23 protein-coding genes, 2 tRNA genes and 1 pseudogene are annotated in these 21,999 nt (G+C 71.1%); 15 read left to right on the top strand and 11 right to left on the bottom strand.

The window, feature by feature from the left end; all coding sequences use genetic code 11:
* Positions 1–52 precede the first annotated feature (52 nt).
* A complete protein-coding gene (locus tag OG943_RS23260; RefSeq protein ID WP_328611911.1) occupies positions 53–817 on the top strand; it encodes an SDR family NAD(P)-dependent oxidoreductase in 765 nt (254 codons plus the stop codon).
* Positions 818–909: 92 nt separating this feature from the next.
* Here OG943_RS23260 and OG943_RS23255 read toward each other — a convergent pair whose 3' ends face one another.
* Positions 910–1,749 carry a hypothetical protein gene (locus tag OG943_RS23255; protein ID WP_328611910.1) on the bottom strand — a complete coding sequence of 280 codons (840 nt, stop codon included), beginning with the start codon at positions 1,747–1,749 and terminating at the stop codon, positions 910–912.
* A gap of 152 nt (positions 1,750–1,901) precedes the next feature.
* Here OG943_RS23255 and OG943_RS23250 point away from each other — a divergent pair, with 152 nt between their 5' ends.
* Together OG943_RS23250 and OG943_RS23245 are read left to right on the top strand one after the other, a co-directional pair.
* The gene (locus tag OG943_RS23250; RefSeq protein WP_328611909.1) at positions 1,902–2,777 is read left to right on the top strand and encodes a TIGR03619 family F420-dependent LLM class oxidoreductase; all 876 of its coding nucleotides are present in this window, start codon (positions 1,902–1,904) and stop codon (positions 2,775–2,777) included.
* A 1-nt stretch (position 2,778) separates the two neighbouring features.
* Positions 2,779–3,219 (top strand): nuclear transport factor 2 family protein, encoded by a 441-nt coding sequence (locus OG943_RS23245; RefSeq protein ID WP_328611908.1) that lies wholly within the window; start codon positions 2,779–2,781, stop codon positions 3,217–3,219.
* Here OG943_RS23245 and OG943_RS23240 read toward each other — a convergent pair whose 3' ends face one another.
* Positions 3,220–4,011: an SDR family NAD(P)-dependent oxidoreductase gene (locus OG943_RS23240; RefSeq protein ID WP_328611907.1), complete on the bottom strand. Its 792-nt coding sequence runs from the start codon at positions 4,009–4,011 to the stop codon at positions 3,220–3,222.
* A gap of 85 nt (positions 4,012–4,096) precedes the next feature.
* On the opposite strand from OG943_RS23240, the gene OG943_RS23235 reads away from it, so the two are divergent.
* From OG943_RS23235 to OG943_RS48415, 3 genes are all read left to right on the top strand, one after another.
* Positions 4,097–4,711 (top strand): TetR/AcrR family transcriptional regulator, encoded by a 615-nt coding sequence (locus OG943_RS23235; protein ID WP_328611906.1) that lies wholly within the window; start codon positions 4,097–4,099, stop codon positions 4,709–4,711.
* Between the two features lie 94 nt (positions 4,712–4,805).
* A complete protein-coding gene (locus OG943_RS23230; protein ID WP_328611905.1) occupies positions 4,806–5,018 on the top strand; it encodes a DUF885 family protein in 213 nt (70 codons plus the stop codon).
* Positions 5,015–5,290 (top strand): DUF885 family protein, encoded by a 276-nt coding sequence (locus OG943_RS48415; protein ID WP_442874767.1) that lies wholly within the window; start codon positions 5,015–5,017, stop codon positions 5,288–5,290. Before OG943_RS23230 ends, OG943_RS48415 begins: the two co-directional genes overlap by 4 nt.
* Here OG943_RS48415 and OG943_RS23225 read toward each other — a convergent pair.
* The 4 genes from OG943_RS23225 to OG943_RS23210 form a co-directional block, all read right to left on the bottom strand.
* Positions 5,277–6,422, bottom strand: a complete 1,146-nt coding sequence (locus OG943_RS23225; RefSeq protein ID WP_328611904.1) for an alanine racemase — start codon at positions 6,420–6,422, stop codon at positions 5,277–5,279. The genes OG943_RS48415 and OG943_RS23225 overlap by 14 nt on opposite strands.
* Complete coding sequence (locus OG943_RS23220; RefSeq protein WP_328611903.1) at positions 6,406–6,789, bottom strand: RidA family protein; 384 nt, start codon at positions 6,787–6,789, stop codon at positions 6,406–6,408. Before OG943_RS23220 ends, OG943_RS23225 begins: the two co-directional genes overlap by 17 nt.
* Before the next feature lie 5 nt (positions 6,790–6,794).
* Complete coding sequence (locus OG943_RS23215; protein WP_328611902.1) at positions 6,795–7,439, bottom strand: helix-turn-helix transcriptional regulator; 645 nt, start codon at positions 7,437–7,439, stop codon at positions 6,795–6,797.
* Between the two features lie 82 nt (positions 7,440–7,521).
* Positions 7,522–8,271, bottom strand: coding sequence for an alpha/beta fold hydrolase (locus tag OG943_RS23210; RefSeq protein WP_328611901.1), 750 nt, complete (start codon positions 8,269–8,271; stop codon positions 7,522–7,524).
* 95 nt (positions 8,272–8,366) lie between these two features.
* On the opposite strand from OG943_RS23210, the gene OG943_RS23205 reads away from it, so the two are divergent.
* On the top strand, positions 8,367–8,915 hold the full coding sequence (locus OG943_RS23205; RefSeq protein WP_328611900.1) for a TetR/AcrR family transcriptional regulator: 549 nt from the start codon (positions 8,367–8,369) through the stop codon (positions 8,913–8,915).
* Positions 8,916–8,950: 35 nt separating this feature from the next.
* A pseudogene (locus tag OG943_RS23200) lies at positions 8,951–9,623 on the top strand (amidohydrolase family protein).
* Here the strand turns inward: OG943_RS23200 and OG943_RS23195 are convergent.
* Entirely contained in the window at positions 9,552–9,977 is a 426-nt protein-coding gene (locus OG943_RS23195; protein ID WP_328611899.1) for a hypothetical protein, read from the bottom strand. The pseudogene OG943_RS23200 and the gene OG943_RS23195 overlap by 72 nt on opposite strands.
* Before the next feature lie 211 nt (positions 9,978–10,188).
* Positions 10,189–10,265, bottom strand: a tRNA-Pro gene (locus OG943_RS23190).
* Between the two features lie 96 nt (positions 10,266–10,361).
* Here OG943_RS23190 and OG943_RS23185 point away from each other — a divergent pair.
* A tRNA-Gly gene (locus OG943_RS23185) sits at positions 10,362–10,435 on the top strand.
* Here the strand turns inward: OG943_RS23185 and OG943_RS23180 are convergent.
* The gene (locus OG943_RS23180) at positions 10,387–15,126 is read right to left on the bottom strand and encodes a HAMP domain-containing protein (RefSeq protein WP_442874805.1); all 4,740 of its coding nucleotides are present in this window, start codon (positions 15,124–15,126) and stop codon (positions 10,387–10,389) included. The two genes, OG943_RS23185 and OG943_RS23180, sit on opposite strands and share 49 nt — an antisense overlap.
* A 156-nt stretch (positions 15,127–15,282) precedes the next feature.
* Between OG943_RS23180 and OG943_RS23175 the strand changes: the two genes are divergently transcribed.
* Together OG943_RS23175 and OG943_RS23170 are read left to right on the top strand one after the other, a co-directional pair.
* Entirely contained in the window at positions 15,283–16,839 is a 1,557-nt protein-coding gene (locus tag OG943_RS23175; protein ID WP_328611898.1) for a PP2C family protein-serine/threonine phosphatase, read from the top strand.
* Between the two features lie 172 nt (positions 16,840–17,011).
* On the top strand, positions 17,012–17,182 hold the full coding sequence (locus tag OG943_RS23170; RefSeq protein ID WP_328611897.1) for a hypothetical protein: 171 nt from the start codon (positions 17,012–17,014) through the stop codon (positions 17,180–17,182).
* Between the two features lie 32 nt (positions 17,183–17,214).
* Here the strand turns inward: OG943_RS23170 and OG943_RS23165 are convergent, their stop codons facing one another.
* Positions 17,215–17,847 (bottom strand): TetR/AcrR family transcriptional regulator, encoded by a 633-nt coding sequence (locus tag OG943_RS23165; protein ID WP_328611896.1) that lies wholly within the window; start codon positions 17,845–17,847, stop codon positions 17,215–17,217.
* 85 nt (positions 17,848–17,932) lie between these two features.
* Here OG943_RS23165 and OG943_RS23160 point away from each other — a divergent pair, with 85 nt between their 5' ends.
* Complete coding sequence (locus tag OG943_RS23160; protein ID WP_328611895.1) at positions 17,933–18,472, top strand: nitroreductase/quinone reductase family protein; 540 nt, start codon at positions 17,933–17,935, stop codon at positions 18,470–18,472.
* 134 nt (positions 18,473–18,606) lie between these two features.
* On the opposite strand, the gene OG943_RS23155 is transcribed toward OG943_RS23160, so the two are convergent.
* Positions 18,607–19,797, bottom strand: a complete 1,191-nt coding sequence (locus OG943_RS23155) for a serine/threonine-protein kinase (protein ID WP_328611894.1) — start codon at positions 19,795–19,797, stop codon at positions 18,607–18,609.
* A gap of 141 nt (positions 19,798–19,938) precedes the next feature.
* Here OG943_RS23155 and OG943_RS23150 point away from each other — a divergent pair, with 141 nt between their 5' ends.
* From OG943_RS23150 to OG943_RS23140, 3 genes are read left to right on the top strand one after another with little or no spacing between them, the layout of a single operon-like run.
* Complete coding sequence (locus OG943_RS23150) at positions 19,939–20,340, top strand: helix-turn-helix domain-containing protein (RefSeq protein ID WP_328611893.1); 402 nt, start codon at positions 19,939–19,941, stop codon at positions 20,338–20,340.
* A gap of 43 nt (positions 20,341–20,383) precedes the next feature.
* A complete protein-coding gene (locus OG943_RS23145; RefSeq protein WP_328611892.1) occupies positions 20,384–20,758 on the top strand; it encodes a DUF4180 domain-containing protein in 375 nt (124 codons plus the stop codon).
* Between the two features lie 51 nt (positions 20,759–20,809).
* On the top strand, positions 20,810–21,907 hold the full coding sequence (locus OG943_RS23140) for a sialidase family protein (protein WP_328611891.1): 1,098 nt from the start codon (positions 20,810–20,812) through the stop codon (positions 21,905–21,907).
* Positions 21,908–21,999 lie beyond the last annotated feature (92 nt).

Raw genomic sequence — 21,999 nt, 5'->3', positions numbered from 1 at the left:
TTAGGCTAGAGACTAAACTTAGGCTGGAGACCACGAATTGAAGGAGCGCACCATGCAGGTGGACATCCGCGACAAGGTCATCGTCATCACCGGCGCGGCCCAGGGCCTGGGCCGCACGCTCGCGCTCGGCCTGGCGGCGGAGGGCGCGCGGATCGCGGTGGTGGCCCGCAGCGAGGCCAAGGCCGCCGGCACCGTCGAGGAGATCGTCGCCCAGGTGCCCGGCGCGCCGAAGCCGCTCGGCGTCGTCGCCGACGTCTCGGACGAGGACCAGGTCCGCGCGGCCGCCGAGACCGTCGACGCGCACTGGGGCCGGGTCGACGCCCTGATCAGCAACGCCGGCTGGATGCCGCCCGCCGGTTCCATGCGGGTGCTGGACTTCGAAATGACGGACCTGCGGCGCATCGTCGACAGCAACCTCATCGGCTGTTTCCTGGTGACCAAGCACTTCGCGCCGGTGATGATCCGGGGCGGCGGGGGCCGGATCATCTACGTCGGCAGCATGGCCGGCACCCAGACCCGCCCCGGCGGCGCCCCGTACGGCGCCACCAAGGCCGGGGTGCACCTGCTGAGCAACGTCGTGCACCAGGAGCTGGCCGGCCAGGGCATCCGCACCGTCGCGCTGGCGCCGGGCCTCACGGACACGCCGGGCATGCGCGTGGCCGCGAGCGAGGAGCACATCGCCAGGGTGAGCGCCACCTACCCGGGTGGCCGCGTCGGACAGTCCGACGACATCGTGCCGTTCGCCGCGTTCCTGTGCAGCGAGGGCGCTTCGCACCTTTCCGGGACGCTGATGGGGATCCGCCCGATCACCGGCTGAGTCCGGTGTGGCTGAGTCCGATGTAGACGAGTCCGATGTAGACACGAGGGCCCCGCGGCACGGGTGCCGCGGGGCCCTCGGCCGAGCTGGGGTCAGAAGTCGAAGCCCCCGCCGCCGTCGAACCCGCCGCCGTTGAAGCCGCCCCCGTCGAAGCCACCGCCGTCGAACCCGCCGAAGTCGCCGCCCCCACCGTCGCCGCCGCCATCGAAGCCGCCGCCGTCACCGCCATCGGCCCCGCCGCCGTCGCCGCCCGCGTCGCCGCCGGAGTCGAGCGCGTCCTGCTGGCCCGCGTCGTAACCCGACTCCCAGGCCGAGGCGCTGGCGATGCCGCCCATACCGGAGAACATCGCGCTGAACAGGAACATCGAGCCCAGGCCCCAGGCGCCGGCGACCAGCGCGGGCTTCCACCACGGCTCGCTGTACCAGCCCTGCGGCACCGGACGCCCGGCCACGCGGCCGCCGGGGTAGTAGTACGGGGTGTTCTGGCCGGGTTCCGGCGAAGCCTCGTAGTGCTCGCCCTCGACGTCCACCGCGCGGTGCTCGGTCACCTTGCCCGCGCGCTCGCGCTCGGCCTCTTCCGGCAGCTCGGGGCCGGGGTCCATGCCCATCGCCAGCCGCGCCGCGCGCACGTAGTACAGGCCCTCGACGGCGGTCTCCTTGACCAGCCGGGCCTGCTCGACGGTGTTGGCCTGCTCCATCTGCGACCCGGCCGCGTTGTACCGCTCGCTCGCGTCGGCCATCGCCTGCTGCGACGCCGTGTCGGTGCCGCTGATGTTGAGCACCTGGCCGCCGAGGCGCTCGACGAGACGGCGCGCGTCGGCCTTGGCGTCGTCCAGTTCGCGTTGCCGCGCGGCGGCTCGTGACCGGGAGAAGTACAGCCCGCCGCCGACTACGACGACAACGAGCACGATCAACAGGATCGCGGTGCCCATGGGTCACTCCACGTGTTCAGCTGACGCGGTGGCCGCGTGGCCACCTGTTGAACCGGACAACGCGGACAGTACTCGGGAGGTTCCCGGGAAGTGACGGGGAGCACCCCGCTCGGCCGATGGCCAGGCAAAGTAGAACAGGTTATAGTCCGGGCATGAAGTTCTCCCTGTCGATCGCGATGAACCCCCTCGATCAGCTGGGCGAGCTGGCCCGCGCCGCCGAGGAGGCCGGTTTCTCCTCGATCGTCCTGCCGGACTCGCTGTTCTACTCGGAGCAGGTGTCCGCGGACTATCCGTACACACCCGACGGCAGCCGGTTCTGGACCGCGGACACGCCCTGGGTCGACCCGCTGGTCGCGACGGCGTCGATGGGCGCGGTGACCGAGCGCATCGAGTTCTACACCTCCGTGCTCAAGCTCGGTTCGCGTAACCCGGTGCTGCTCGCCCGCCAGGTGAACTCGGTCGCGGCGCTGACCGGCGGCCGGTTCGGCCTCGGGCTCGGCGTCGGCTGGTCGCCGGAGGAGTTCGAGTGGTGCGGCGCGCCGTACGAGAAGCGCGGCAAGCGCGTGGACGAGGCGATCGACGCGATGCGGCTGATCCTCGACGGCGGCATGGTCGAGTACCACGGCGAGTTCTTCGACTTCGACAAGCTGCAGATGAGCCCGGCGCCGCCGAAGCGGGTGCCGTTCTACATCGGCGGCCACACCGAGGTCGCGCTGCGCCGCGCCGCGCGGGTCGCCGACGGCTGGTCCTCGGCGATGATGAAGCTCGACGACCTGCGCACCACCATCGCGCGGCTCAAGGAGCTGCTCGCCGAACGCGGCCGGGAGAACGACCCGTTCGAGTACCAGGCCGTGTGCATTGACCGGTTCGGCCTCGACGGTTATCACGAGCAGGCCGACGCCGGCGTCACCGACATCATCACGATGCCGTGGGTGTTCGAAGGCGTCGGCTTCGACGCCGAGGTGGGCCCGAAGCTCGACGCGATCCGGAAGTTCGGCGCCGAGGTCATCGCGAAATTCGAGGAGTGACATGGGAGTCGAGGTCAGCTGGGACACCGCGGCCGAGCAGCCGCCGGCGCGCGTCGCCGCGTACCGCTCGATGACGGCGGTGGCGGCGGGCGACAGGGACGGCTGGCTGGCGCTGTTCGCGCCCGACGCCCTGGTGGAGGACCCGGTCGGCTCGTCGATGCTCGACGAGACCGGCCAGGGCCACGCCGGGCACGAGGGCATCGGGGCGTTCTGGGACAAGACCATCGCGCACGTCGAGCGCTTCGAGTTCGTCATCCGCGACTCGTTCGCCGCCGGCGGCGAGGTGGCGAACGTCGGCACCATCACCACGTTCCTGCAGGGCGGCTACCGCGTCGACACCGACGGGGTGTTCGTCTACCGCGTCGGCGACGACGGGCTGATCAAGTCCATGCGCGCGTTCTGGGAGGCCGAGCGCGCGATGGCGACGGCGCGTCAGGCCTGATCAGGTCAGGGTCCGGCCGCCGTCCAGGGGCACGAAGACACCGGTGACGCGGCGGCCGAGGTCGCCGGCCAGCATCACGACGGTGTCGGCCACTTCGTCCACTGTGGTCACTGTGCCGGCCGGGGTGACGCCCTCGACCCGCTGGATCATCTGCTCCTGGTGCGGCCCGGCGTTCGCGTCGGTCGGCACCAGTCCGGGCGCGACGGTGTTGACGCGGATGCCGTCCGGCGCCAGTTCCACCGCGAGCGAGCGGGCCACGGCGTCCTGCGTGCTCTTGGCCACGGAGAGCTCCGCCAGCCCCGGCGTCGAGGAGTGCGTGCCGGACGCGCCGATGAACACGATCGACCCGCCGCCGCGCCGTCGCATCTGCGGCACGACGAAGTGACAGGGGAGCAGCGCGGCGTCCAGTGCCGTCGTGGTGACCTCGCGGACGCCGCGGACCCGGTCCATCGTGTCCACAACGGACCCGGACGCGCGGAACAGCGCGCCGAGCGCGCGGGTGTCGCCGATGACGTTGCAGACGAGCACGTTGATGTCCCCGAGTGCGGCCCGCGCCTGCTCGGTCATCCGCTCGACGTCGCCGGCGTCACCCGCGTCCCCTTGCACCGCAACGGCTTTGCCGCCGTTCGCGATGACGTGCGCGGTCACGGCCTCGGCCGCCGTGGCGTTCGAGTGGTAGTTCACCGCGACGTCGGCGCCGTGCTCGCCGAGCGCCCGCGCGATCGCCGCCCCGATCCCGCGGCTGCCCCCGGTCACGAACGCGGTCCGTCCCTGCAAGATCCTGCTGGTCACGATGGGTTCCCTCCAGTACGGAGCGGAGCGCTCCGTTCCGCTTCACTCTAACACTCCCCGCGCGGGTCTCGGCTAGTCTTTCGCCATGGCCCGCCGCTCCGACGCACTCCGCAACGACGACCGTATCCTGGCCGCCGCCCGCGCGGTCTTCCTCGAGCACGGCGCCGACGCCCCGGTCTCCGCGATCGCCGCCCGCGCCGGCGTCGGCATGGGCACCCTCTACCGCCGTTACCCGGCGAAGGAGGACCTGATGCGCGAGCTGCTGAAGCACAACATCGTGCAGACCGGGGTCGAGGCGCTGCGCGGGCTCGCCGACCCGGACCCGTGGCACGGTTTCACGTCGTTCCTCCACGCCTGCCTCGACGCGGGCCTGTCCGGCGCCCCGGCGCCCGGCAAGGCGTTCCCGGTCACCGACGAGATCCTGGCTGCCAGCCGGGCGGCGCGCGACCAGGTCCAGCGCCTGGTGACACACGCCCAGTCCGCCGGGGTCCTGCGTGCGGACATCACCGCCCACGACGTCGTCCTGCTGCTCACTGAGCTTCGCAGCCACCCGGAGCTGGACGGGATGCGCTCGGCGACGCTGCGGGGGCGCACCCTCGGCATCGTCCTGGACGGCCTGCGCGCCCCGAACGCCACGCCGCTGCCCGGCCCGAAGCCGACCTGGGCCACGATCAGGAAGCTCTGGAACAACTACCGCTGAGCCCGGCGCGGGTGACACATGTCGCGGCCGCGGCGAGGCGGACGCGACATCTCGAGGTGGCTCCCGATGGGCGAGCTGCCCAGACTCGAACGACTTGAGCGGCCCGGCGGAGGAGACGGCCGTCGATCGCGTCGGCCTGGCTCAGTACCCCGGCGGGGAAGAGGCGTACCGGCAGCTGGTCGCCAGCCACGCGACGTTCGCCATCACCCCCGAGGAAGTACACGAACTCGGGCTCGAACAGGTGGCGGAGGTACGCGCGGAGGCGGGATTCGACGGTGGTGAGCCCGAATTACCGGCGCGCCCTTGAAGCGGGCATGTCCTTCGGGTACTACGAGCCGCCGACGCGGCAGAACCCGATCGGCCGGTACCGGTACAACGGGTCCGGTTTGGACACCAGGCCGAGGACACCTCGGTTACCGGCTCGGCTGGCGCAAGCTGTGGCAGCTGCGTGAGCGGGCCGAACAAGCGCTGGGCGCCGGCTTCGACGTACGCGACTTCCACGAACTCGTCCTCGGCTCCGGCGCGCTGCCGTTGACCGCGGTCGAGGACAATGTGGAGCGTTGGATCACCAGCCGCTGACGCGTTCCCAGAACGCCTGGATCGCGGGCGTGGCCCCGCCGGAGTCGATGACGTGGTAACCCCGGTGCTGTGCCGCGGTGGCACAGGCATGGTTGGGCAGGATGCGCAGCCGGGTGCCGATCGGCAGATCGGGCAGCACCGCGCCGTCGCGGCCGGAGAGGATTCCGTGTTCCTGGCTGGCTCCGGTCATCAGCAGGCCCGGGATCGGGGTGCCGGCCAGGTCGGTGACGAGCCCGTAGCCCTGGTCGACGGCCTGTTGCGCGGTGCCGCGGTCGCGCGACATCGCCATCCAGCCGCCGTCGGTGAGGATCCACCCGTGGTCCGGGCGATGGCCGATCACGGTGACCACAATGGACAGTGCGAGGTCTTCGACCGCGCAGACGCCGAGGCCGGCCATCACCAGGTCGAAGAAGACGTAGTTGCCGGCGCGGACTTCGGTGACGCCGGTGAGGTCCGTCGCCGCGTGCGCGGTCGGGGTGGATCCGACGCTGACGGTGGTGACCTCGAGTCCGTTGTCGCGCAACAGCTGCGCGGCGGCGACGGCGACGTCCCGTTCGTGGTGGGCGGCTTCGCGTTGTCCGGCAAGGCTCGGGGCGAAGTAGGACTCGCCGGCGTGCGCGAGAACTCCGGCGAGGCTGCCGCTTTCGGCGAGGATCCGGCCGGTTTCGACCAGCGCGGGGTGGTCGACGGGGAAGCCGCCGCGGTGCCCGTCGCAGTCGATCTCGATCAGCGCCGGGATGGGCATCCCGGCCGCGGCCGCCGCATCCCGCACCGCGCAGGCCTGCGTCGTGCTGTCGAGGAGGATGCTCAGCTTGATCCCGCGTCGCAGCAAGGCGAGCACGCGCGGGAGTTTGTGCGGGTCGATGCCGACCGCGTAAAGGATGTCGCGGTATCCGCCGTCGGCGAAGGCTTCGGCTTCGGCCAGCGTCGAAACGGTGATCGGGCCGGGCTCGCCACCGTGGGCCAGGGCCGCGACTTCGAGGGACTTCGCGGTCTTCAGGTGCGGGCGCAGGGCGACCCCGAGCTCGCCGGTGTGCGCGGCCAGCCGGGCGATGTTGCGCTTGACCTTGGCGACGTCGAGCAGTGCGAACGGGGTGTCCGGGCCCGCGAAGGGATCAGCCGACGGCGGCAATTGCCTGCACCTCCACCGCGGATCCGTAGTGCAGCTCCTGAACGCCGGCGACCACGCGGGCGGGCCGCGCCGTCCCGAGCCACGCCCCGTAGAGCCGGTCGAACGACGGCCAGTCGCCGATGTCGGTCACGTACACGGCGACCGACAGCAGCTGTTCGCGGCTGCTGCCGGCCGTGGCCAGGCACGCGTCGAGGTTGTCCAGCACCTGCCGGACCTGGACCTCGAAGGGCTCACCGGCCAGCGGAGTCCCTTCTGGTGTAAGGGGAAGCTGTCCGGAGAGGTACGCGACACCATGGTGGACGGCGACGTGCGAGTAATGGCCGCCCGGCGGGGTCAGCTGAGGGCAGTCGGCGGTGGTGACGGTCATCGGGCTCATTTCGTGTAGGCGTAGACGCTGGCGCGGGAAATGCCGAGGAGGTCGGCGATGGCCTGGGCGGCGTTGCGGGAATCGAAGTAGCCGTCGTCGTAAAGCCGGCGGACGAGGTCCTTCTTGGCGTCGCGGGAAAGCGCGCGCGGCGTGGAGGAACGCTCGGCCGCGGCGGTCTCGACGACTTCGCGCAGCTCCCGGCGGGTCCGGTCGCGCAACGTCTCCAGCGGCACGTCGTGGTGCTCCGGGTCGATCGCCACCAGGTTGGACAACGCCAGCGTGACGGGGGAGAGCGTCGAAACGTCCAGGTTCAGGCACAGCGCGGCGATGTACTCCCCGGCCGCGTTCTTGATCCCGATCGAGGTGCTCTTGGCGGGCCGCCCGTCCGGGAACCGGTTGGCGTAGTTCTGGATGACGCTGGGGTAGCCCGGATCCTCGATGCGCGCCAGCCCGAGTTCGGTGGCCGCGTCGCCCACCTGCCGGCCGGACAGGTTGTTCTCGATCGCGCGGATGGCGTGCGCCGGATCGCGCAGATCGTGCAGCACCACCTCGCAGATCCCGGGGAACATCCGCCCCAGCGCGACCGCGATCTTCTCGGCCTCGGCGAGGAGGTGCTCATCGCCGTTCTCGTTGGCCTTCTCGGCTGGCACCAGGGGTCTCCTGCTCTGCGACGTTCGTCCAAGGTTGTACGGATAGTCTATCCAACCTTGGACGAATCGTCCAATCAGCGGGTTACGAGTCGAGGGAGGCCCAGAACTGGCGGAGGACGCGCGCCCCGCGTTCGGGATCCTGGAGCATCCAGTAGTGGGTCAGCCCGTCCAGTTCGTGGAGTTCGGCGCCCAGGCGGGCGGCCGTCTCCTGCTCCAGGTCCAGGCGGGCCATCGGGTCCCCGGTCGGGGCGAGCAGGAGCCCGGGGGTGGGCACGGGGCCGTTGAGGTCCTTGCCCCAGTCGGCGTGGAAGTTGGGCCACGCGGACCGGTAGAGGGCGAGGATGGCCGCGCTCATCTCCTCGTCGTGGACGGCGTCGACCTCGCGGCCCAGCTCGGGGCTCATGCCGCGAGGCTGAAGCAGGTCGCCGAAGGTGTGCCCGCTGCCGGGGGCGGCCTCCCTCAGCCCGGCCAATGACTGTTCGCCCTCGGGGCTTTTCTGCCACAGGGCGGCGGCCTCGTGCCACTGGTAATCGGGGTGCCAGCCGTAGCCGACGTCGGAAACCCAGCTGCGGACGGGAACCTCGTAGGCGGAGACCACCCGCATGGTCAGGTGGCCGCCCCAGTCGTGACCGACGAGGTCGATCGGCCCGGCTATGGTCCGCAGCTCCTCGGCCAGCCAGGTGGCGTAGCCGTCCTTGTCGCGCAGGTGGGCCGGCCGGGGGCTGCCGAAGCCGGGCAGGCGCAGCGCCACGCTGGGCTTGGGGATGAGCCCGCGGACTGCGTTCCAGATCGACGGTGTCTCGGGGACACCGTGGACGAACACGATGGTCATGCCACTCCTCAGCCAAAAGTTGATAAGCTATCCGAATCACCGTAGCACGGAAATCCGATAATCTATCGACTTGTCTTGCCGGTGCAGGAGGAGACATGCGGGCCGACGCCGCACGCAACAACGAGAAGATCTTCGAAACGGCCAGGCAAGCCGTCGCCGCGGGGGAGACCGACCTCACCCTCAACGCGCTCGCCCGGCGGGCGGGTGTCGGGGTGGGCACGGTCTACCGCCTTTTCCCCACCCAGCGGGCGATGCTGGAGGCCGTGGTCGAGGACTCGGTGGCCGAGCTCAATCGCCTGGCCGCCGAGGCCGAACGCGAACCGGACGCCCAGCGCGCCCTGGCCGGCTTCCTCGGCGCAGCCCTGACGGTGGCGCTGGGGAGCCCCGGGCTGTTCGCCGTCCTGATCACCGTCGGCGACGAGCGGGACTCCCTGCGGCAAGCCAAGGCCGAACTGGTCGAGACGACCTCCCGGCTGCTGGGCCGGGCCCATCCACAGCCGCCGCTGACCGGCGAGAACATGCTGAAACTGTTGTGCGGCCTGATCCACGCCGTCAACGAACACCCTGCCGAACGGCGGGCAGCCGCGGTTGACGCCTACCTTCGGCTGCTCTGCGCCGGCCTCATGTCCGCAGCCGCCACTTGAGCGGATTCCTTCCGTCACACGACTTCCTCGCGACCGTGATCAGCGAACACCTGGGCCGATTCCAAGGTCTGGCCGCGGTGCCCCGGCAGGATCCGGACCAGGCCGTCGCCGAACTGCGCCGTGCTGGAACTTGGCCTGTGCGGCGCCCTCGTCAACGACCACACGCTCGGCCATTACCTGGACGAGCCGCGGTACGAACCGTTATGGGAGGCCGTGCAGGATCTCGGGATCGCGTTGTACATCCACCCGAACCCGGCGGACACGCGTTGCGGCTGATCTTCGGCGGCGTCTTCGACCGGTTCCCCGGCGCCCGGATCATCATGGGGCACATGGGCGAACTCCTGCCCGCCCAGCTGTTCCGCATCGACGTCCGGCGTGTTCTCACACTCGGCGCTGATGGACGCGATCCAGACCATCGGCATCGACAACGTGATGTTCTCGATCGACTATCCGTTCGAGTCAAGCGAACAGGCGGCCGAGTTCATGCACACGGCCTCACTCGCCCGCGCCGACAAAGCACGAGTGGCGCACGGCAACGCCGAACGTATCCTGCGGCTCAACCCGTGGTCCGGTCACGTCGCCCCGGTTGGACGGCCGCGACCGCAGTCCGATCGGGCTGCTGCTCCGGAACTGTGCTCAAGCCGGCCGGGGCGGCGCCGAACGGGCGTGGCGCTGGGCTTGCCGCACGATGCCGAGCACGGTTTGTGACTCGGGGCCGATGTGCAGCTGCAATGGCGCGACGACCACGCCGTTGTACCGGTGGCCGGCGAGAACGTGCTCCTTCTGGTCGCCGAACTCGACGAACTCGTTCCCTCGGCGCACCCGGACGGCCGGGCCGACCAGGTCGCGCAGCCACTCGCCGCGGCGGATGGAGAACCAGAAGAACTTGCCTTCCACGAGGACGCGTTCGCTGGTGACCAGGCAGCGGCCGCGGGTGAGCGTGCTCTTCTCCAGCTGTGCCTGACACACCACCCAGAACGGCCCGTAGATGGCGACCTGCGCCAGCCACGGCCACCCCAGCGTGAACCCGATGACCACGCTGGCCGCGTTCGGTGCGAACACCGCCGCTCGTAGGAGCCACAACCGTCCCGATGACGGCGCGGGCGAGACGCCCCGCCACAGGACTGCTTCCCCGTTCTGAGGGGGCGCGCTTCTTTGTCTTCGTTGCTCCGACGTCACGACAGGGGGTACCCACTACGGCGCCGGACTCCGCAGCTGGGCAACAACGGAGACAGGAGACGAAAAAGGGCTGAACCCGCAGGTCCAGCCCCTATGGTCGGGATGACAGGATTTGAACCTGCGACCCTTCGCTCCCAAAGCGAATGCGCTACCAAGCTGCGCCACATCCCGGTGCTCACCCGGCCCGACACGCGTCCGGAGGGGGTGTGCCTGGACAGCCTAGCCCTCACGCTAAGCTGGGCGCGCCGCCGGGTCGACCGGGGCGTTGCGGGTGTAGCTCAATGGTAGAGCCCTAGTCTTCCAAACTAGCTACGCGGGTTCGATTCCCGTCACCCGCTCCATTGTTCGAATGGTCGTCTGCCTGCGGGTTCTCCGAGGCGGACGCCGCGTCGGCTTCCAGGCGGAGCGCGATCACGTCCAGTAGCAGGTCGGTGTCGACCGGTTTGGTGATGTAGTCGTCCGCGCCCGAGGCCAGGGTTCGTTCGCGGTCCTCGGCCGTCGCTTTCGCGGTGACGGCGATGACGGGCAGGTCCTCGTGCGCGGCTTCGGCCCGGATGGCCGCGATGGTGGCGTTTCCGTCCAGCTCCGGCATCATCACGTCCATCAGCACCAGCGCCGTGTCCTCGTGCCGTTCCAGCGCCCGGATGCCCGCGACGCCCGTGTCGGCGTAGATGACCTCCAGGCCGGCCTGCTCCAGGACCGCGGCGAGGGCGAAGACGTTGCGCAGGTCGTCGTCCACGATCAGGACCTTCTCGCCGTGGAAGCGCTTCGGGACGCTGTCCGGCTCGGCGACGGTGATGGTGCTCGGCAGCACCGGCAGCTTCGGCCGGGGGCGCACGGGCGCGGTCGGCGCGATCAGGTTCGCCGCTCCCACCGGCAGGTACAGCGTGAACGTGCTGCCCTTGCCGGGCTCGCTGTGCACGCGCAGTTCCCCGCCGAGCAGTTCGGTGAGCTGCTGGCTGATGGACAGGCCCAGGCCCGTCCCGCCGTACTTGCGGCTGGTCGTGCCGTCGGCCTGGCGGAAGGCGTCGAAGATGATCGCCAGCTTCTCCTCGGGGATGCCGATGCCGGTGTCCGCCACGGCGAACGCGATGATGCCCGCCGCCGCGCGCAGCGACTGCTGCTCGACCTCCTCGGCCGTCGCCATCCGGATGTGCAGCCGGACGCCGCCCTCGTCGGTGAACTTCGCCGCGTTGGACAGGAGGTTGCGCAGCACCTGCTGCAGCCGGTGCTCGTCGGTGTGCACGCTGCCCGGCACCGGCGGGTCGATCAGCACGGCGAACTCCAGGCCCTTGTCCGCCGTCAGCGGGCGGCACAGGGACTCGACGTAGTTCACCAGCTCCGGCAGCGTCACGTCGGTCATCGCGACTTCCAGCCGGCCGGCCTCGACCTTCGCCAGATCCAGGATGTCGTTGATCAGCTGCTGCAGGTCGCTGCCCGCCGCCCAGATGGTCTTCGCGAACTGGATCTGCTTCTCCGTCAGGTTCCCCTCGGGGTTCTCCGACAGCAGCTTCGCCAGGATCAGCGCACTGTTGAGCGGCGTCCGCAGCTCGTGCGACATGTTCGCCATGAACTCGGTCTTGTACTGCGACGCCACGGTCAGCTGCCCGGCACGCTCCTCCAGCTCCTGGCGCGCCTGCTCGATCTCGATGTTCTTGACCTCGATGTCGCGGTTCTGCTGGGCCAGCAGCGCCGCCTTCTCGGCCAGCTCGGTGTTCGACCGCCGCAGTTCGCCCTGCTGCGCCTGCAACTGCTCCGAGCGCGCGCGCAGCTCCTGCGCCAGCCGCTGCGACTCGGTCAGCAGCGCCTCCGTGCGGGAGTTCGACAGGATCGTGTTCACGTTGACGCCGATGGTGTGCCGCAGCTGCTCCAGCAGGTCCAGGTGGACGCCGGAGAACTCGTTGACCGACGCCAGTTCCAGCACACCCAGCACCTCGCCCTGGAACAGCACGGGCAGCACGATCACGTTCACCGGCGGGGCCGCGCCGAGCCCGGACGAGACCAGCGCGTACTCCGGCGGGGCCGCGCGCACCAGGATGGTCTGGCGGTCGACGGCGGCCTGCCCGATCAGTGACTCGCCGAGCGCGAACCGCAGCCCGGCGCGCGACTGCGCGAGCCCGTACGCGGCGATGCAGTCGAGCACCTTCGCGTGCGGGTCGGCGCCGTCGTCGTGGGCCAGGAAGAACGCGCCCTGCTGCGCGCTCACCAGCGGCGCCAGCTCGGACAGGATCAGCGCGGCCACCGACGCGAGGTCACGGTGGCCCTGCATCCGCCCGGACAGCCGCGCGAGGTTCGTCTTCAGCCAGTCCTGCTCGCGGTTCGCGGAGGTGGTCTCCTTGAGGTTCGCGATCATCTGGTTGATGTTGTCCTTGAGGTCGGCCAGCTCACCGGAGGCGTCCACGGTGATGTGCCGGGTCAGGTCGCCCGCCGTCACGGCCGTGGCGACCTGGCCGATCGCGCGGACCTGCGTGGTGAGGTTGCCGGCCAGCTGGTTCACGCTCTCGGTGAGCCGCTTCCAGGTGCCGGACACGCCCTCGACCTCGGCCTGGCCGCCCAGCTTGCCCTCCGTGCCGACCTCGCGCGCCACGCGCGTGACCTCCGAGGCGAACGCCGAGAGCTGGTCGACCATCGTGTTCATCGTGGTCTTGAGCTCCAGGATCTCGCCCCGGGCGTCCACGTCGATCTTCTTGGACAGGTCGCCGCGCGCGACGGCCGTGGTCACCTGCGAGATGTTGCGGACCTGGCTGGTCAGGTTGTGCGCCATGAAGTTGACGTTCTCGGTCAGGTCCTTCCAGGTGCCCGCCACGCCCGGCACCCGCGCCTGGCCGCCGAGGATGCCCTCGGTGCCGACCTCGCGCGAAACACGCGTCACCTCGTTCGCGAAGGCGCGCAGCGTCTCGACCATGCTGTTGAGCGTGTCGGCCAGCCCGGCGACCTCGCCCTGGGCCTCGATGGAGATCTTCTTCGACAGGTCGCCGTTGGCCACGCCGGTGGCGACGTTCGCGATGCTCCGCACCTGCACGGTCAGGTTGTCGGCCATCACGTTCACGTTGTCCGTGAGGTCCTTCCAGGTGCCGGCGACGCCGCGGACCTGGGCCTGGCCGCCGAGCTTGCCCTCGGTGCCGACCTCGCGCGCCACGCGGGTGACCTCGTCGGCGAACGCCGAGAGCTGGTCGACCATCGTGTTCAGGATGTTCTTGAGTTCCAGGATCTCGCCGCGGGCGTCGACGGTGATCTTCTGCGTCAGGTCGCCCTTCGCGACCGCCGACGTCACCTGCGAGATGTTGCGCACCTGGTCGGTCAGGTTGTTGGCCATGAAGTTGACGTTGTCGGTCAGGTCCTTCCAGGTGCCGGCGACGCCCGGCACCGCGGCCTGGCCGCCCAGCTTGCCCTCGGTGCCGACCTCACGGGAGACGCGGGTGACTTCGTCGGCGAATGCCGACAGCTGATCCACCATCGTGTTCAGCGTGGTCTTCAGCTCGAGGATCTCGCCGCGCGCGTCCACCGCGATCTTCTTCGTCAGGTCGCCGCGCGCCACGGCCGTGGCGACCTGGGCGATGTTGCGGACCTGCGCGGTGAGGTTGTTGGCCATGAAGTTCACCGAGCCGGTGAGGTCGCGCCAGATGCCCGCGACGCCGGGCACGGTGGCCTGGCCGCCCAGCTGCCCCTCGGTGCCGACCTCGCGGGCCACGCGGGTGACCTCGTCCGCGAACGCCGAGAGCTGGTCGACCATCGTGTTCATCGTGGTCTTGAGCTCGAGGATCTCGCCGCGGGCGTCGACGGTGATCTTCTGCGTCAGGTCGCCCTTCGCCACGGCGGTGGTCACGTGGGAGATGTTGCGGACCTGGTCGGTGAGGTTGTCGGCCATCTGGTTCACCGAGTCGGTCAGCCCGCGCCAGGTGCCGGCCGCGCCGGGCACCTCGGCCTGGCCGCCCAGCCGCCCGTCGCTGCCGACCTCGCGGGCCACGCGGGTGACCTCGTCGGCGAACGCGGAGAGCTGATCCACCATGGTGTTCAGCGTGTTCTTGAGCTGCAGGATCTCGCCGCGGGCGTCGACGTCGATCTTCTTCGTCAGGTCGCCGGTGGCCACGGCGGTGGCCACCTGGGCGATGTTGCGGACCTGGTCGGTGAGGTTGTCGGCCATCAGGTTCACCGAGTCGGTGAGGTCGCGCCAGGTGCCGGCGACGCCCGGCACGCGGGCCTGGCCGCCCAGCCGTCCCTCACTGCCGACCTCCCGGGAGACCCGGGTGACTTCGTCGGCGAATGACGACAGCTGATCCACCATGGTGTTAATGGTGTTCTTGAGTTCCAGGATCTCGCCGCGGGCGTCGACGTTGATCTTCTGCGTCAGGTCGCCGCGCGCGACGGCGGTGGTCACCTGCGCGATGTTGCGGACCTGCTCGGTCAGGTTGTCGGCGAGGAAGTTGACGGAGTCGGTGAGGTCGCGCCAGGTGCCCGCGACACCCGGCACCTCCGCCTGCCCGCCGAGGCGGCCCTCTCCCGCGATCTCGCGGGAGAGCCGGATCACTTCGGCGGCGAAGCGGGACAGCTGCGCGAGCAGCCCGTTCACGGTCTTGGCCAGGCCCTCGTACTGGCCCTGCAGCGGACGGCCTTCGAGCTGCAGCGCCATCGGCTGCGACAGGTCGCCCGAAGCGACGGCGCCGAGCACCCGGTCCAGCTCCACCACGGGCCTGCTGACGTCCTCGATCAGGCCGTTCACCGTTTCGACCGCGGTGGTCCAGCCGCCGGGGCCGATCTCGGCGCGCACACGCTCGGTGAGCCGGCCCTCCTGGCCGACGGCGGTGCGCACGCGCATGAGCTCGGTCACCAGCCGCTGGTTGCGCTCGGCGATGTCGTTGAACGCGGTGGCGAGCTGCGCGGTGATCCCGTCGCCGTGGGCGACCAGCCGGCGGCGGAAGTTGCCCTCCCCGAGGTCACGGGCGGCGGCCAGAAGCCGTTCCAGCGCAGCGTGTTCACCGGCGCTGATGCCGTCCGGCCCGGCGAGCTCGTCGCGCTCGGATCGCGTTGTCATTTCAGCCGCACCTCTCCACCATGCGTGTGCCGGGCATGGTCGTCGACCCAGCGTGCCACGGTTCGCCCTACACTTCGAGCCAGTCCGCCCGCGCACACTGTGCCAACCTTGAAGAACCAGGAAAGTTCGGTCGACCCGGAGGCAGGAGGTTCGTGCATGGTGTCACGGCCCGCCCCGGCGTCGGCCCGGCCACCCGGCGCCCCCGCCGAGGGCCTGCCCGAGTACAGCGGCTTCTGGCGGCCGATGCTCGAAGACGTGCGTGACCCGGTGTTCGTCACCGACGCCGACGGCTCGCTGCGCTGGGCGAACACGGCGGCCAAGGCGCTCGGACCCGAGGGCGTCGCGCCCGTGCTGGTGAGCGTGACGGAGACCACGGGCCGGATCGACTCGGGCGGCCAGCACCGCGCCGCCCACGTCCGCGCCCTGCCCGAAGGCTGGCACGCCTGGACAGTCGTCGACGACAGCCCGCGCCGTCCGGAAGAGTTCCTCGCCGCCGCCGGGCCGAAGCTCGCCGCCGCGCGCGGCCGGCACGGCACGGCGCGGGTGATCGCCGAACTGGCCGCGGCCGCGCTCGGCGAGTGCGTGTTCGTGCTGCTGCCCACCACCCGCGGCCGCTGGGAGTGGTGGAGCGCCGAGGACCACGCCGCGCCCGGCCACGGCCGGATCCGCCGGGTCCCGGCCCAGCTCGCGCCGGTCCTCGCCGAGACGTTCGCCGCGGTCGGCGTGCCCGAGGTGCGGCACGTGCCGGAGGAGGAGGTGACCGCGCTGCCCGCGGTCGTCGCCGAGCGGTTCCCCGGCCACACCGAGGTTTCCGTCGTTTCGCTCGGTGTCGCCGACAGCTCGGGCGTGACCGGCGCGGTGCTGATCGGCCGTCGCGGGGAGCCGGCGTTCGGCTCCGGGCAGGCGCGCGCGACGTCGATGTTCGCCAAGGCGGCGGGGACGGCGCTGGCCAACGCGCAGCGCTACGCCCGCCAGGAAGAGGCGACGCGCGGGCTGGAGTCCACGCTGCGGCCGCAGCCGCCCGCGGACGTGGACGGCGCGCGGTTCGAGATCTGGTTCGAGCCGGCCGGCGGCGTGCTCGGCGTCGGCGGCGACTTCTACGACGTGCTGGGCCGCGAGGACGGCAGCGCCTTCCTGTTCGTCGGCGACATCTGCGGCAAGGGCGCCGAGGCGGCCGCGCTCTCCGGCCGGGTACGCCATTCGCTCGCCGCGCTGCACCTCGTCGAACGGGACGGCCGCACCCTGCTGCGCCTGCTCAACGAACTCCTCATCGCGACCGGCAGCAATCGTTTCGCGACGCTGGTGCTGGGTTCGGTGGCGCCCGCCGAGTCGGGGCTGGACCTGACGCTCGCCTCCGGCGGCCACCCCGCGCCGCTGATCCTGCGCCGTGACGGCGGGGTCGAGGAAGTCAGCGTGCCCGGCACGCTGGTGGGGATTTCGCCGCAGGCCCGGTTCGCCGAGGCCGTGACCCATCTCGACGAGGGCGACGTCTGCCTGCTCTACACCGACGGCGTCACGGAAGCCCGCAACCGCACGGAGTCCGCGGAGCTGTTCGGCGACGAGCGCTTGTTCACCGTGCTCGCCGACTGTGTGGGCCTGCCCGCCCGCGAGGTCGTGCGGCGGCTGCGCGAAGCCGTCCGGGAGTGGCTGGGCAACTCCAGCCACGACGACATCGCCGTGCTGGCCATCGAGGCCGCGCCCGCTGCCGGTTGAGTGCCGCCGCCGGCCCGGATCTCCGTAACGCCGGGGCCGTCGTGGCCGACCGGGAGGTAAGGGATCGCGAGGGCCGCCACCCGGTCGGCTGAGTGCCGGTAATGGGCTGGCGCCGCCACCGGTTGCGGGGGACCCTGGTGGTGAACCGCTGGACCCGGGAGGAGGTGACGCGATGACTGCGAATTCGAGGCGGTACGGCCGCTGGTGCCGGGACCACTTCGGCCCGCCGCCCCAGGCGGATCCGGCCGGGGCTTCGCCCGCCCCGCAGCCGCCCGCCCAGCCCGCACCGGTCGTCCCGGATTCCCCGGAGGACCGGAAACCGCCGGCGCCGCGGAAGTCCTAGCGGCTGCCGGGGAAGTTCCCAGCGCCTGGTTCTCAGTCCTGAGTGGACGGTTCACCGGGAAGGGGCTCGCGGTGGTCGGCGCGCAGGCCGTCGAGCGAGATGCGCAGCAGCCGGTGCCACCGCTGCGGGCTGTCCTCGTCGGTGATCTGGACGGCGTGGCCCAGTGAGACCAGCAGGAGCATCAGGTCGTCGGCGGTCACGCCGGGGCGCAGCAGGCCCGTGGCGACGGCGCGGTCGCACAGTTTCTCGATGACGAGGCGAAGCTGCCGGATGCCGTCGGCGTCGGTGTCGGGGGCCGAGCAGTTCAGCGCGAAGTTCTCCATGATCGCGCGGTGCCGGGCGCAGCCGGTCAGGGCCTGCTGGTAGAAGTCCGTCAGGGCGGCCCAGGGGTCTTCGGTGTCGATCGCCGCCTGACGCGCGGATTCCGCCCAGTTCGAGAATTCCTGGCGCAGGACCGTGTGGACGAGATCCTCTTTCTTCGGGAAGTGCCGGTAGAGGGTGCCCATGCCCACCCCGCTGCGGCGGGCGATCTCGCGCACGTCCACCGCGGTGCCCTGTTCGGCCAGCGCGGCCGCGGCGGCCTCGACGATCGCCTCCCGGTTGCGGATCGCGTCCACGCGCGGTGCGCGACGCCGGGTGGTGCTTTCCGGTCCAGCCACTGCCATGCGGCCAGCATACCGCCTTATCCGGAGCACTTGCTCCGCCCTGTGCTACTTTCAGGAGCACGTGCTCCGGATAGTGAGGGAAACCATGTCCGACCCGTCCAAGCCCACCGCGAACGAGGCCATCGACCTCGCTGACTGGAATCAGCGGATCATCGCCGAGTTCCGCGCGAACGCCGGTTATGTGGCGTGGAGCAGCGACGAGGAATTCGCCGCTGGCCGCCCCGTTCCGCCGCCGGTTCCCGGCCTCGGCGAGGCTTGGGGCATACCGCCGATCCTGGTGCACCACACCGGGGCCAAGACCGGGCGTGAGCGGATCAGCCCGTTATTCTATCAGCTGGTCGACGATGGCTGGGCCGTCTTCGGCACGCACGGCGGCAGCCCGCGGCATCCGGCCTGGTACCGCAATCTCATGGCGAATCCGCGAACCACCGTCGAGGTGGGCACGGAAACGGTGCCGGTCGTGGCCCGGCTCGCGGAGGGCGCGGAGCGTGAGCGGATCTGGGCGAAAACGGTAGCGCTCATTCCGAAGTTCGCCGAGTTCGAGGCGATGTCCGGCCGGCAGATCCCCGTCGTCGTGCTGGAGCGGGTCCACGGAAAGGCCGACAATCCGCTGCCGGGGAAATGATGTCGACCTGGTGAACCGCCCGGCCCGGGCCGGGCTGCTTGAACCCGCGGACGTGCGTGTGGCGGCCCCGGATTCCTTGCGGGGTCAGCAAGTTCGGGGCACGGGGCGGGCGGCCGGTCACCGGGCCCGCGCCGTCACCTCGGCCGGGGGTCCTTGCCGCGGTGCCGGCCGCCCGGGACCTTCGCCTTGGTCTTGGCCGGGCGATCGGCCTTGCGTCCGGCTTTGCCCTTCACCACCGGCGTCCGGGGGGTGACGGTGACCGTCGGCGGGCTCACCGACGCGGCCGGCATCGGGACCGGCGCCCCGCTGCCCGGCGGGTTCACCGCGGGCGCCGGGGCGGGCTCGGGGCCGGCGCCGTTGGCTGGGGTGGTCAAGTTCAGCAGCAGCGCGGCGCCGACGGCCGCGAGCACAACCGGCACCGCGGCCGCGGAGGCGAACAGCACCAGCCGCCGCCGGCCGCGCGGGGGCGGCGGGATTTCGCCCTCGCCTCGCAGCGCGCGGGCGGCCGCCGCGGCGGTGGGCCTGGTTTCCGGCTCGCGGGCGGTCATCGCGCGCAGCGTCGTCGACAGCGGCTCGGGCAGGCCTTCCGGCACGTCCGGCTGCCGGTGCAGCCGGACGACGGCGGACTCCGCCGGCGTGCCCTGGTACTCGCGTACCCCGCTCAGGCACTCCAGCAGCACCAGCCCGAGCGCGTAGACGTCGGCGGCCGGGCCGGGCCGTTCGCCCAGCACCTGCTCGGGCGCGAGGTAGGCCGCGGTGCCGACGGTGGCCCCGGTCGCCGTCACGCGTGTCGCGTCGACCAGCCGGGCCACGCCGAAATCGGCGATCAGCGCCCGGTCGCCGGCGAGCAAGATGTTGGCGGGCTTGAGATCCCGGTGCGTCACGTGGTGGGCGTGCACGTGCGCGAGTGCCTCGGCGAGCTGGGCGCCCAGCTCCGTCACCTCGTCGCCGGGCAGCGGCCCGCCGAGCAGCCGCTTGGCGAGGTTCGGTCCTTCGGCGAGCTGCATCACCAGGTACGCGTGGCCTTCGTCGGTGCCCGCGTCGTAGAGGCTGATCAGGCCCGGGTGCTGGACGGCTTGGAGCGCCTGCACTTCCTGCGCACGCCGGTCGCGGCCGAGTTCGACGGTGCCGGGGTGGAACAGCTTCACGGCGACGGTGCGGTCGAGGAGCCGGTCGTGGGCCCGGTGGACGCGCGCGGTGGCCCCTTCGCCCAGCAGGTCGCCGAGGACATAGCGGCCGGCGACCACCGAGGGCGGGGGACCGAACAGCCCCAGATCGAACCGTCTCGCGGTGGTTCCCGCGTCGAGCTCCTCCGCGTCGGTCATCAGCCGCGCACCTCCGTCTCGCCCGGCGGGCGAGACGGAATTACCCGGGGGTCTTGCCCATGAAACAGCACCCGTGATTACTACCTCAAACTTCCCTATCTGTACACATCCGAGGTACTTTGAGGCGCTATAGGGAGTGAAATGGCGCAGGAGCTGTACTCGGTCGAACAGGTCGCGGACCGCCTCGGACTGCACGTCCGCACGGTGCGCGGCTACGTGCGCGACGAGCGGCTGAAGGCGGTGCGCATCGGCAAGCAGTACCGGATCTCGGCCGCCGACCTGGCCGCTTTCACCGGCGCCCCACCGCCTTCGGCGGCTCCGCGCAGCGCCGAGGCGACGAGCATCGTGGAACTCGAGGGCATCGACCGGGCCACGGCCGGCCGGCTGACCACCCACGTGCACGCGTCGATCCACGGCCAGGGCCTGCGGGTGGAGACCGTGCACGACCCGGACCGGGCCCGGCTGAAGCTCGTGGTGATCGGCGGTCTGGCCGGGAGCGCCGACCTGCTGCGGCTGGTCGCCGACCTATCGGAGGCATTGTGACGACGCTTTTTCCGGCGACACCGCTCGGTGACGGGCGGCGGCCATGACCGAAGTCGTGCGGCGGCACGGGGTCCAGGTGTGGACGGCGCCGGCCGAGGGCCCGGAGCTGGCCACCGAGCAGGACGCGCTGGACACGATCGCGGGCGTCTACCGCCTGGACGCCGAGCTGCTGGTGATCCCGGTCGAGCGCTTCGCGCCGCGGTTCTTCGACATGGACAGCCGGCTGATCGGCGGGTTCTTCTCGAAACTCGTGGCCTACCAGTACCGGCTCGCGGTGCTCGGCGACGTCAGCGCGTACGTCGCGGAAAGCCCGGTGCTGCGCGACGTCGTGCGCGAGTCCAACCGCGGCCGGCACGTGTGGTTCGTCGCCGACCAGGCTGAGCTGGACGAACGGCTGGCGGGCGCGCCGGGGCGCTGAACTGTTGATCATCGGAGGCAACCTCGCCCCGTTCCGCACGTCCTGCCGGACATGAAACTCACTCGGTTTGTGGCCCTCGCGGCGGCCGTGCTCGGCGTGGTCGCCGTGGCCTCCCCGGCTTCGGCTGACCCCGTGGTGCCGGCCGGCTTCGCGCCGTCGTCGACCTCCTGGACGAGTCCGGAGCGCGGCCTGGTGCTCGGCTTCACCGACTGCGGCACGCCCGGCTGGTGCCCGTCGCTGCTCGCGACGGCCGACGGCGGGAAGAGCTGGCGGCAGCTCCCCGCGCCGCCGATGTCCTTGCCGGACAACCACAACCAGGTCCGGCTGACCGCGTTCAGCGAGCAGCTCCTGTACGTCACCGACGGCACGAAGATCGTGGTGACGCGCGACGGCGGCAAGCACTGGGCGCCGGTGCAGCAGGCCGGCGACACCGGCCAGCGACGGTACGTCTCGAAGATCGCCGAAGCCGGCGGCCGGGTCTTCGCGGTGATCAGGACTTACGGCGACATCGAAAAAACCGCCATCTACAGCGGGAAGGCCGGGGCGCCACTGCTGACGCCGTTGCCCGGCTTCGAGGTGACCGGCGGGCTCACCGACGGCGACGTCACCACCGACGGCGGAGTGCAGATCGCCCTCGACGCCGACTTCAATGTGGAGAAGTACTGGACTTCCGGCGACGGCGTCGCGTTCACCCCGGCCACGCGGCCGTGCCCGGTGGGGACCAGGGCCGTGCTCGGCGGCGTGCGCGACGGCCAGGTGATCGTCCTGTGCAACAGCGGCGGCGGGCAGCCGCAGCCCGGTTCGTCCGAGCGGTCGATCTGGCGGGCGCCGAAGCTGGGCGGCTCGTTCACCGGCACCGAGCAGGCGCCGGTCACCGGCATCACGCAGGGCTTCAGCGCCGCGACGGCGGACGACGCGACCGTGTCGGCCGTGGGCGGCGGTGTCGAGTTCCTGCACCGCACCACCGACGGCGGCCACACCTGGAGCACCATTCGGCTGAGCGAGCGGGGCTTCGCGCTGGCGGACCTGGACTTCCCCGGCGCGGGCACCGGCGTGGTCGTGGACGGACTGCCGGATTCCGACGGCGGCTCCGCGGTGTACCGGACGACCGATGGCGGAGGGCATTGGGCAGAACTGGCGTTCTCCTGATCGGCGGAGAGGGTTAGTGCAGGTAGGTCAGGCTGTGGGGAGTGGGTTCTCCCCGTGAACGCGGTGTCGTAGTCTGTGCACTGTCCGTTGCC

The sequence above is a fragment of the Amycolatopsis sp. NBC_00345 genome (assembly GCF_036116635.1).
In the GTDB taxonomy this organism is placed as follows: domain Bacteria; phylum Actinomycetota; class Actinomycetes; order Mycobacteriales; family Pseudonocardiaceae; genus Amycolatopsis.
The sequence above is the reverse complement of the archived record's forward strand: the minus strand, read 5'-3'. Positions and strand labels throughout refer to the sequence as shown.

What these genes read in the sequence shown, in the direction of transcription:
- OG943_RS23260 (WP_328611911.1), top strand. Translation starts at nt 53, where the DNA reads ATGCAGGTGGACATCCGCGACAAGGTCATCGTCATCACCGGCGCGGCC.
- OG943_RS23255 (WP_328611910.1), bottom strand. Translation starts at nt 1,749, where the DNA reads ATGGGCACCGCGATCCTGTTGATCGTGCTCGTTGTCGTCGTAGTCGGC.
- OG943_RS23250 (WP_328611909.1), top strand. Translation starts at nt 1,902, where the DNA reads ATGAAGTTCTCCCTGTCGATCGCGATGAACCCCCTCGATCAGCTGGGC.
- OG943_RS23245 (WP_328611908.1), top strand. Translation starts at nt 2,779, where the DNA reads ATGGGAGTCGAGGTCAGCTGGGACACCGCGGCCGAGCAGCCGCCGGCG.
- OG943_RS23235 (WP_328611906.1), top strand. Translation starts at nt 4,097, where the DNA reads ATGGCCCGCCGCTCCGACGCACTCCGCAACGACGACCGTATCCTGGCC.
- OG943_RS23220 (WP_328611903.1), bottom strand. Translation starts at nt 6,789, where the DNA reads ATGACCGTCACCACCGCCGACTGCCCTCAGCTGACCCCGCCGGGCGGC.
- OG943_RS23210 (WP_328611901.1), bottom strand. Translation starts at nt 8,271, where the DNA reads ATGACCATCGTGTTCGTCCACGGTGTCCCCGAGACACCGTCGATCTGG.
- OG943_RS23205 (WP_328611900.1), top strand. Translation starts at nt 8,367, where the DNA reads ATGCGGGCCGACGCCGCACGCAACAACGAGAAGATCTTCGAAACGGCC.
- OG943_RS23180 (WP_442874805.1), bottom strand. Translation starts at nt 15,126, where the DNA reads ATGACAACGCGATCCGAGCGCGACGAGCTCGCCGGGCCGGACGGCATC.
- OG943_RS23175 (WP_328611898.1), top strand. Translation starts at nt 15,283, where the DNA reads ATGGTGTCACGGCCCGCCCCGGCGTCGGCCCGGCCACCCGGCGCCCCC.
- OG943_RS23170 (WP_328611897.1), top strand. Translation starts at nt 17,012, where the DNA reads ATGACTGCGAATTCGAGGCGGTACGGCCGCTGGTGCCGGGACCACTTC.
- OG943_RS23165 (WP_328611896.1), bottom strand. Translation starts at nt 17,847, where the DNA reads ATGGCAGTGGCTGGACCGGAAAGCACCACCCGGCGTCGCGCACCGCGC.
- OG943_RS23160 (WP_328611895.1), top strand. Translation starts at nt 17,933, where the DNA reads ATGTCCGACCCGTCCAAGCCCACCGCGAACGAGGCCATCGACCTCGCT.
- OG943_RS23155 (WP_328611894.1), bottom strand. Translation starts at nt 19,797, where the DNA reads ATGACCGACGCGGAGGAGCTCGACGCGGGAACCACCGCGAGACGGTTC.
- OG943_RS23150 (WP_328611893.1), top strand. Translation starts at nt 19,939, where the DNA reads ATGGCGCAGGAGCTGTACTCGGTCGAACAGGTCGCGGACCGCCTCGGA.
- OG943_RS23145 (WP_328611892.1), top strand. Translation starts at nt 20,384, where the DNA reads ATGACCGAAGTCGTGCGGCGGCACGGGGTCCAGGTGTGGACGGCGCCG.
- OG943_RS23140 (WP_328611891.1), top strand. Translation starts at nt 20,810, where the DNA reads ATGAAACTCACTCGGTTTGTGGCCCTCGCGGCGGCCGTGCTCGGCGTG.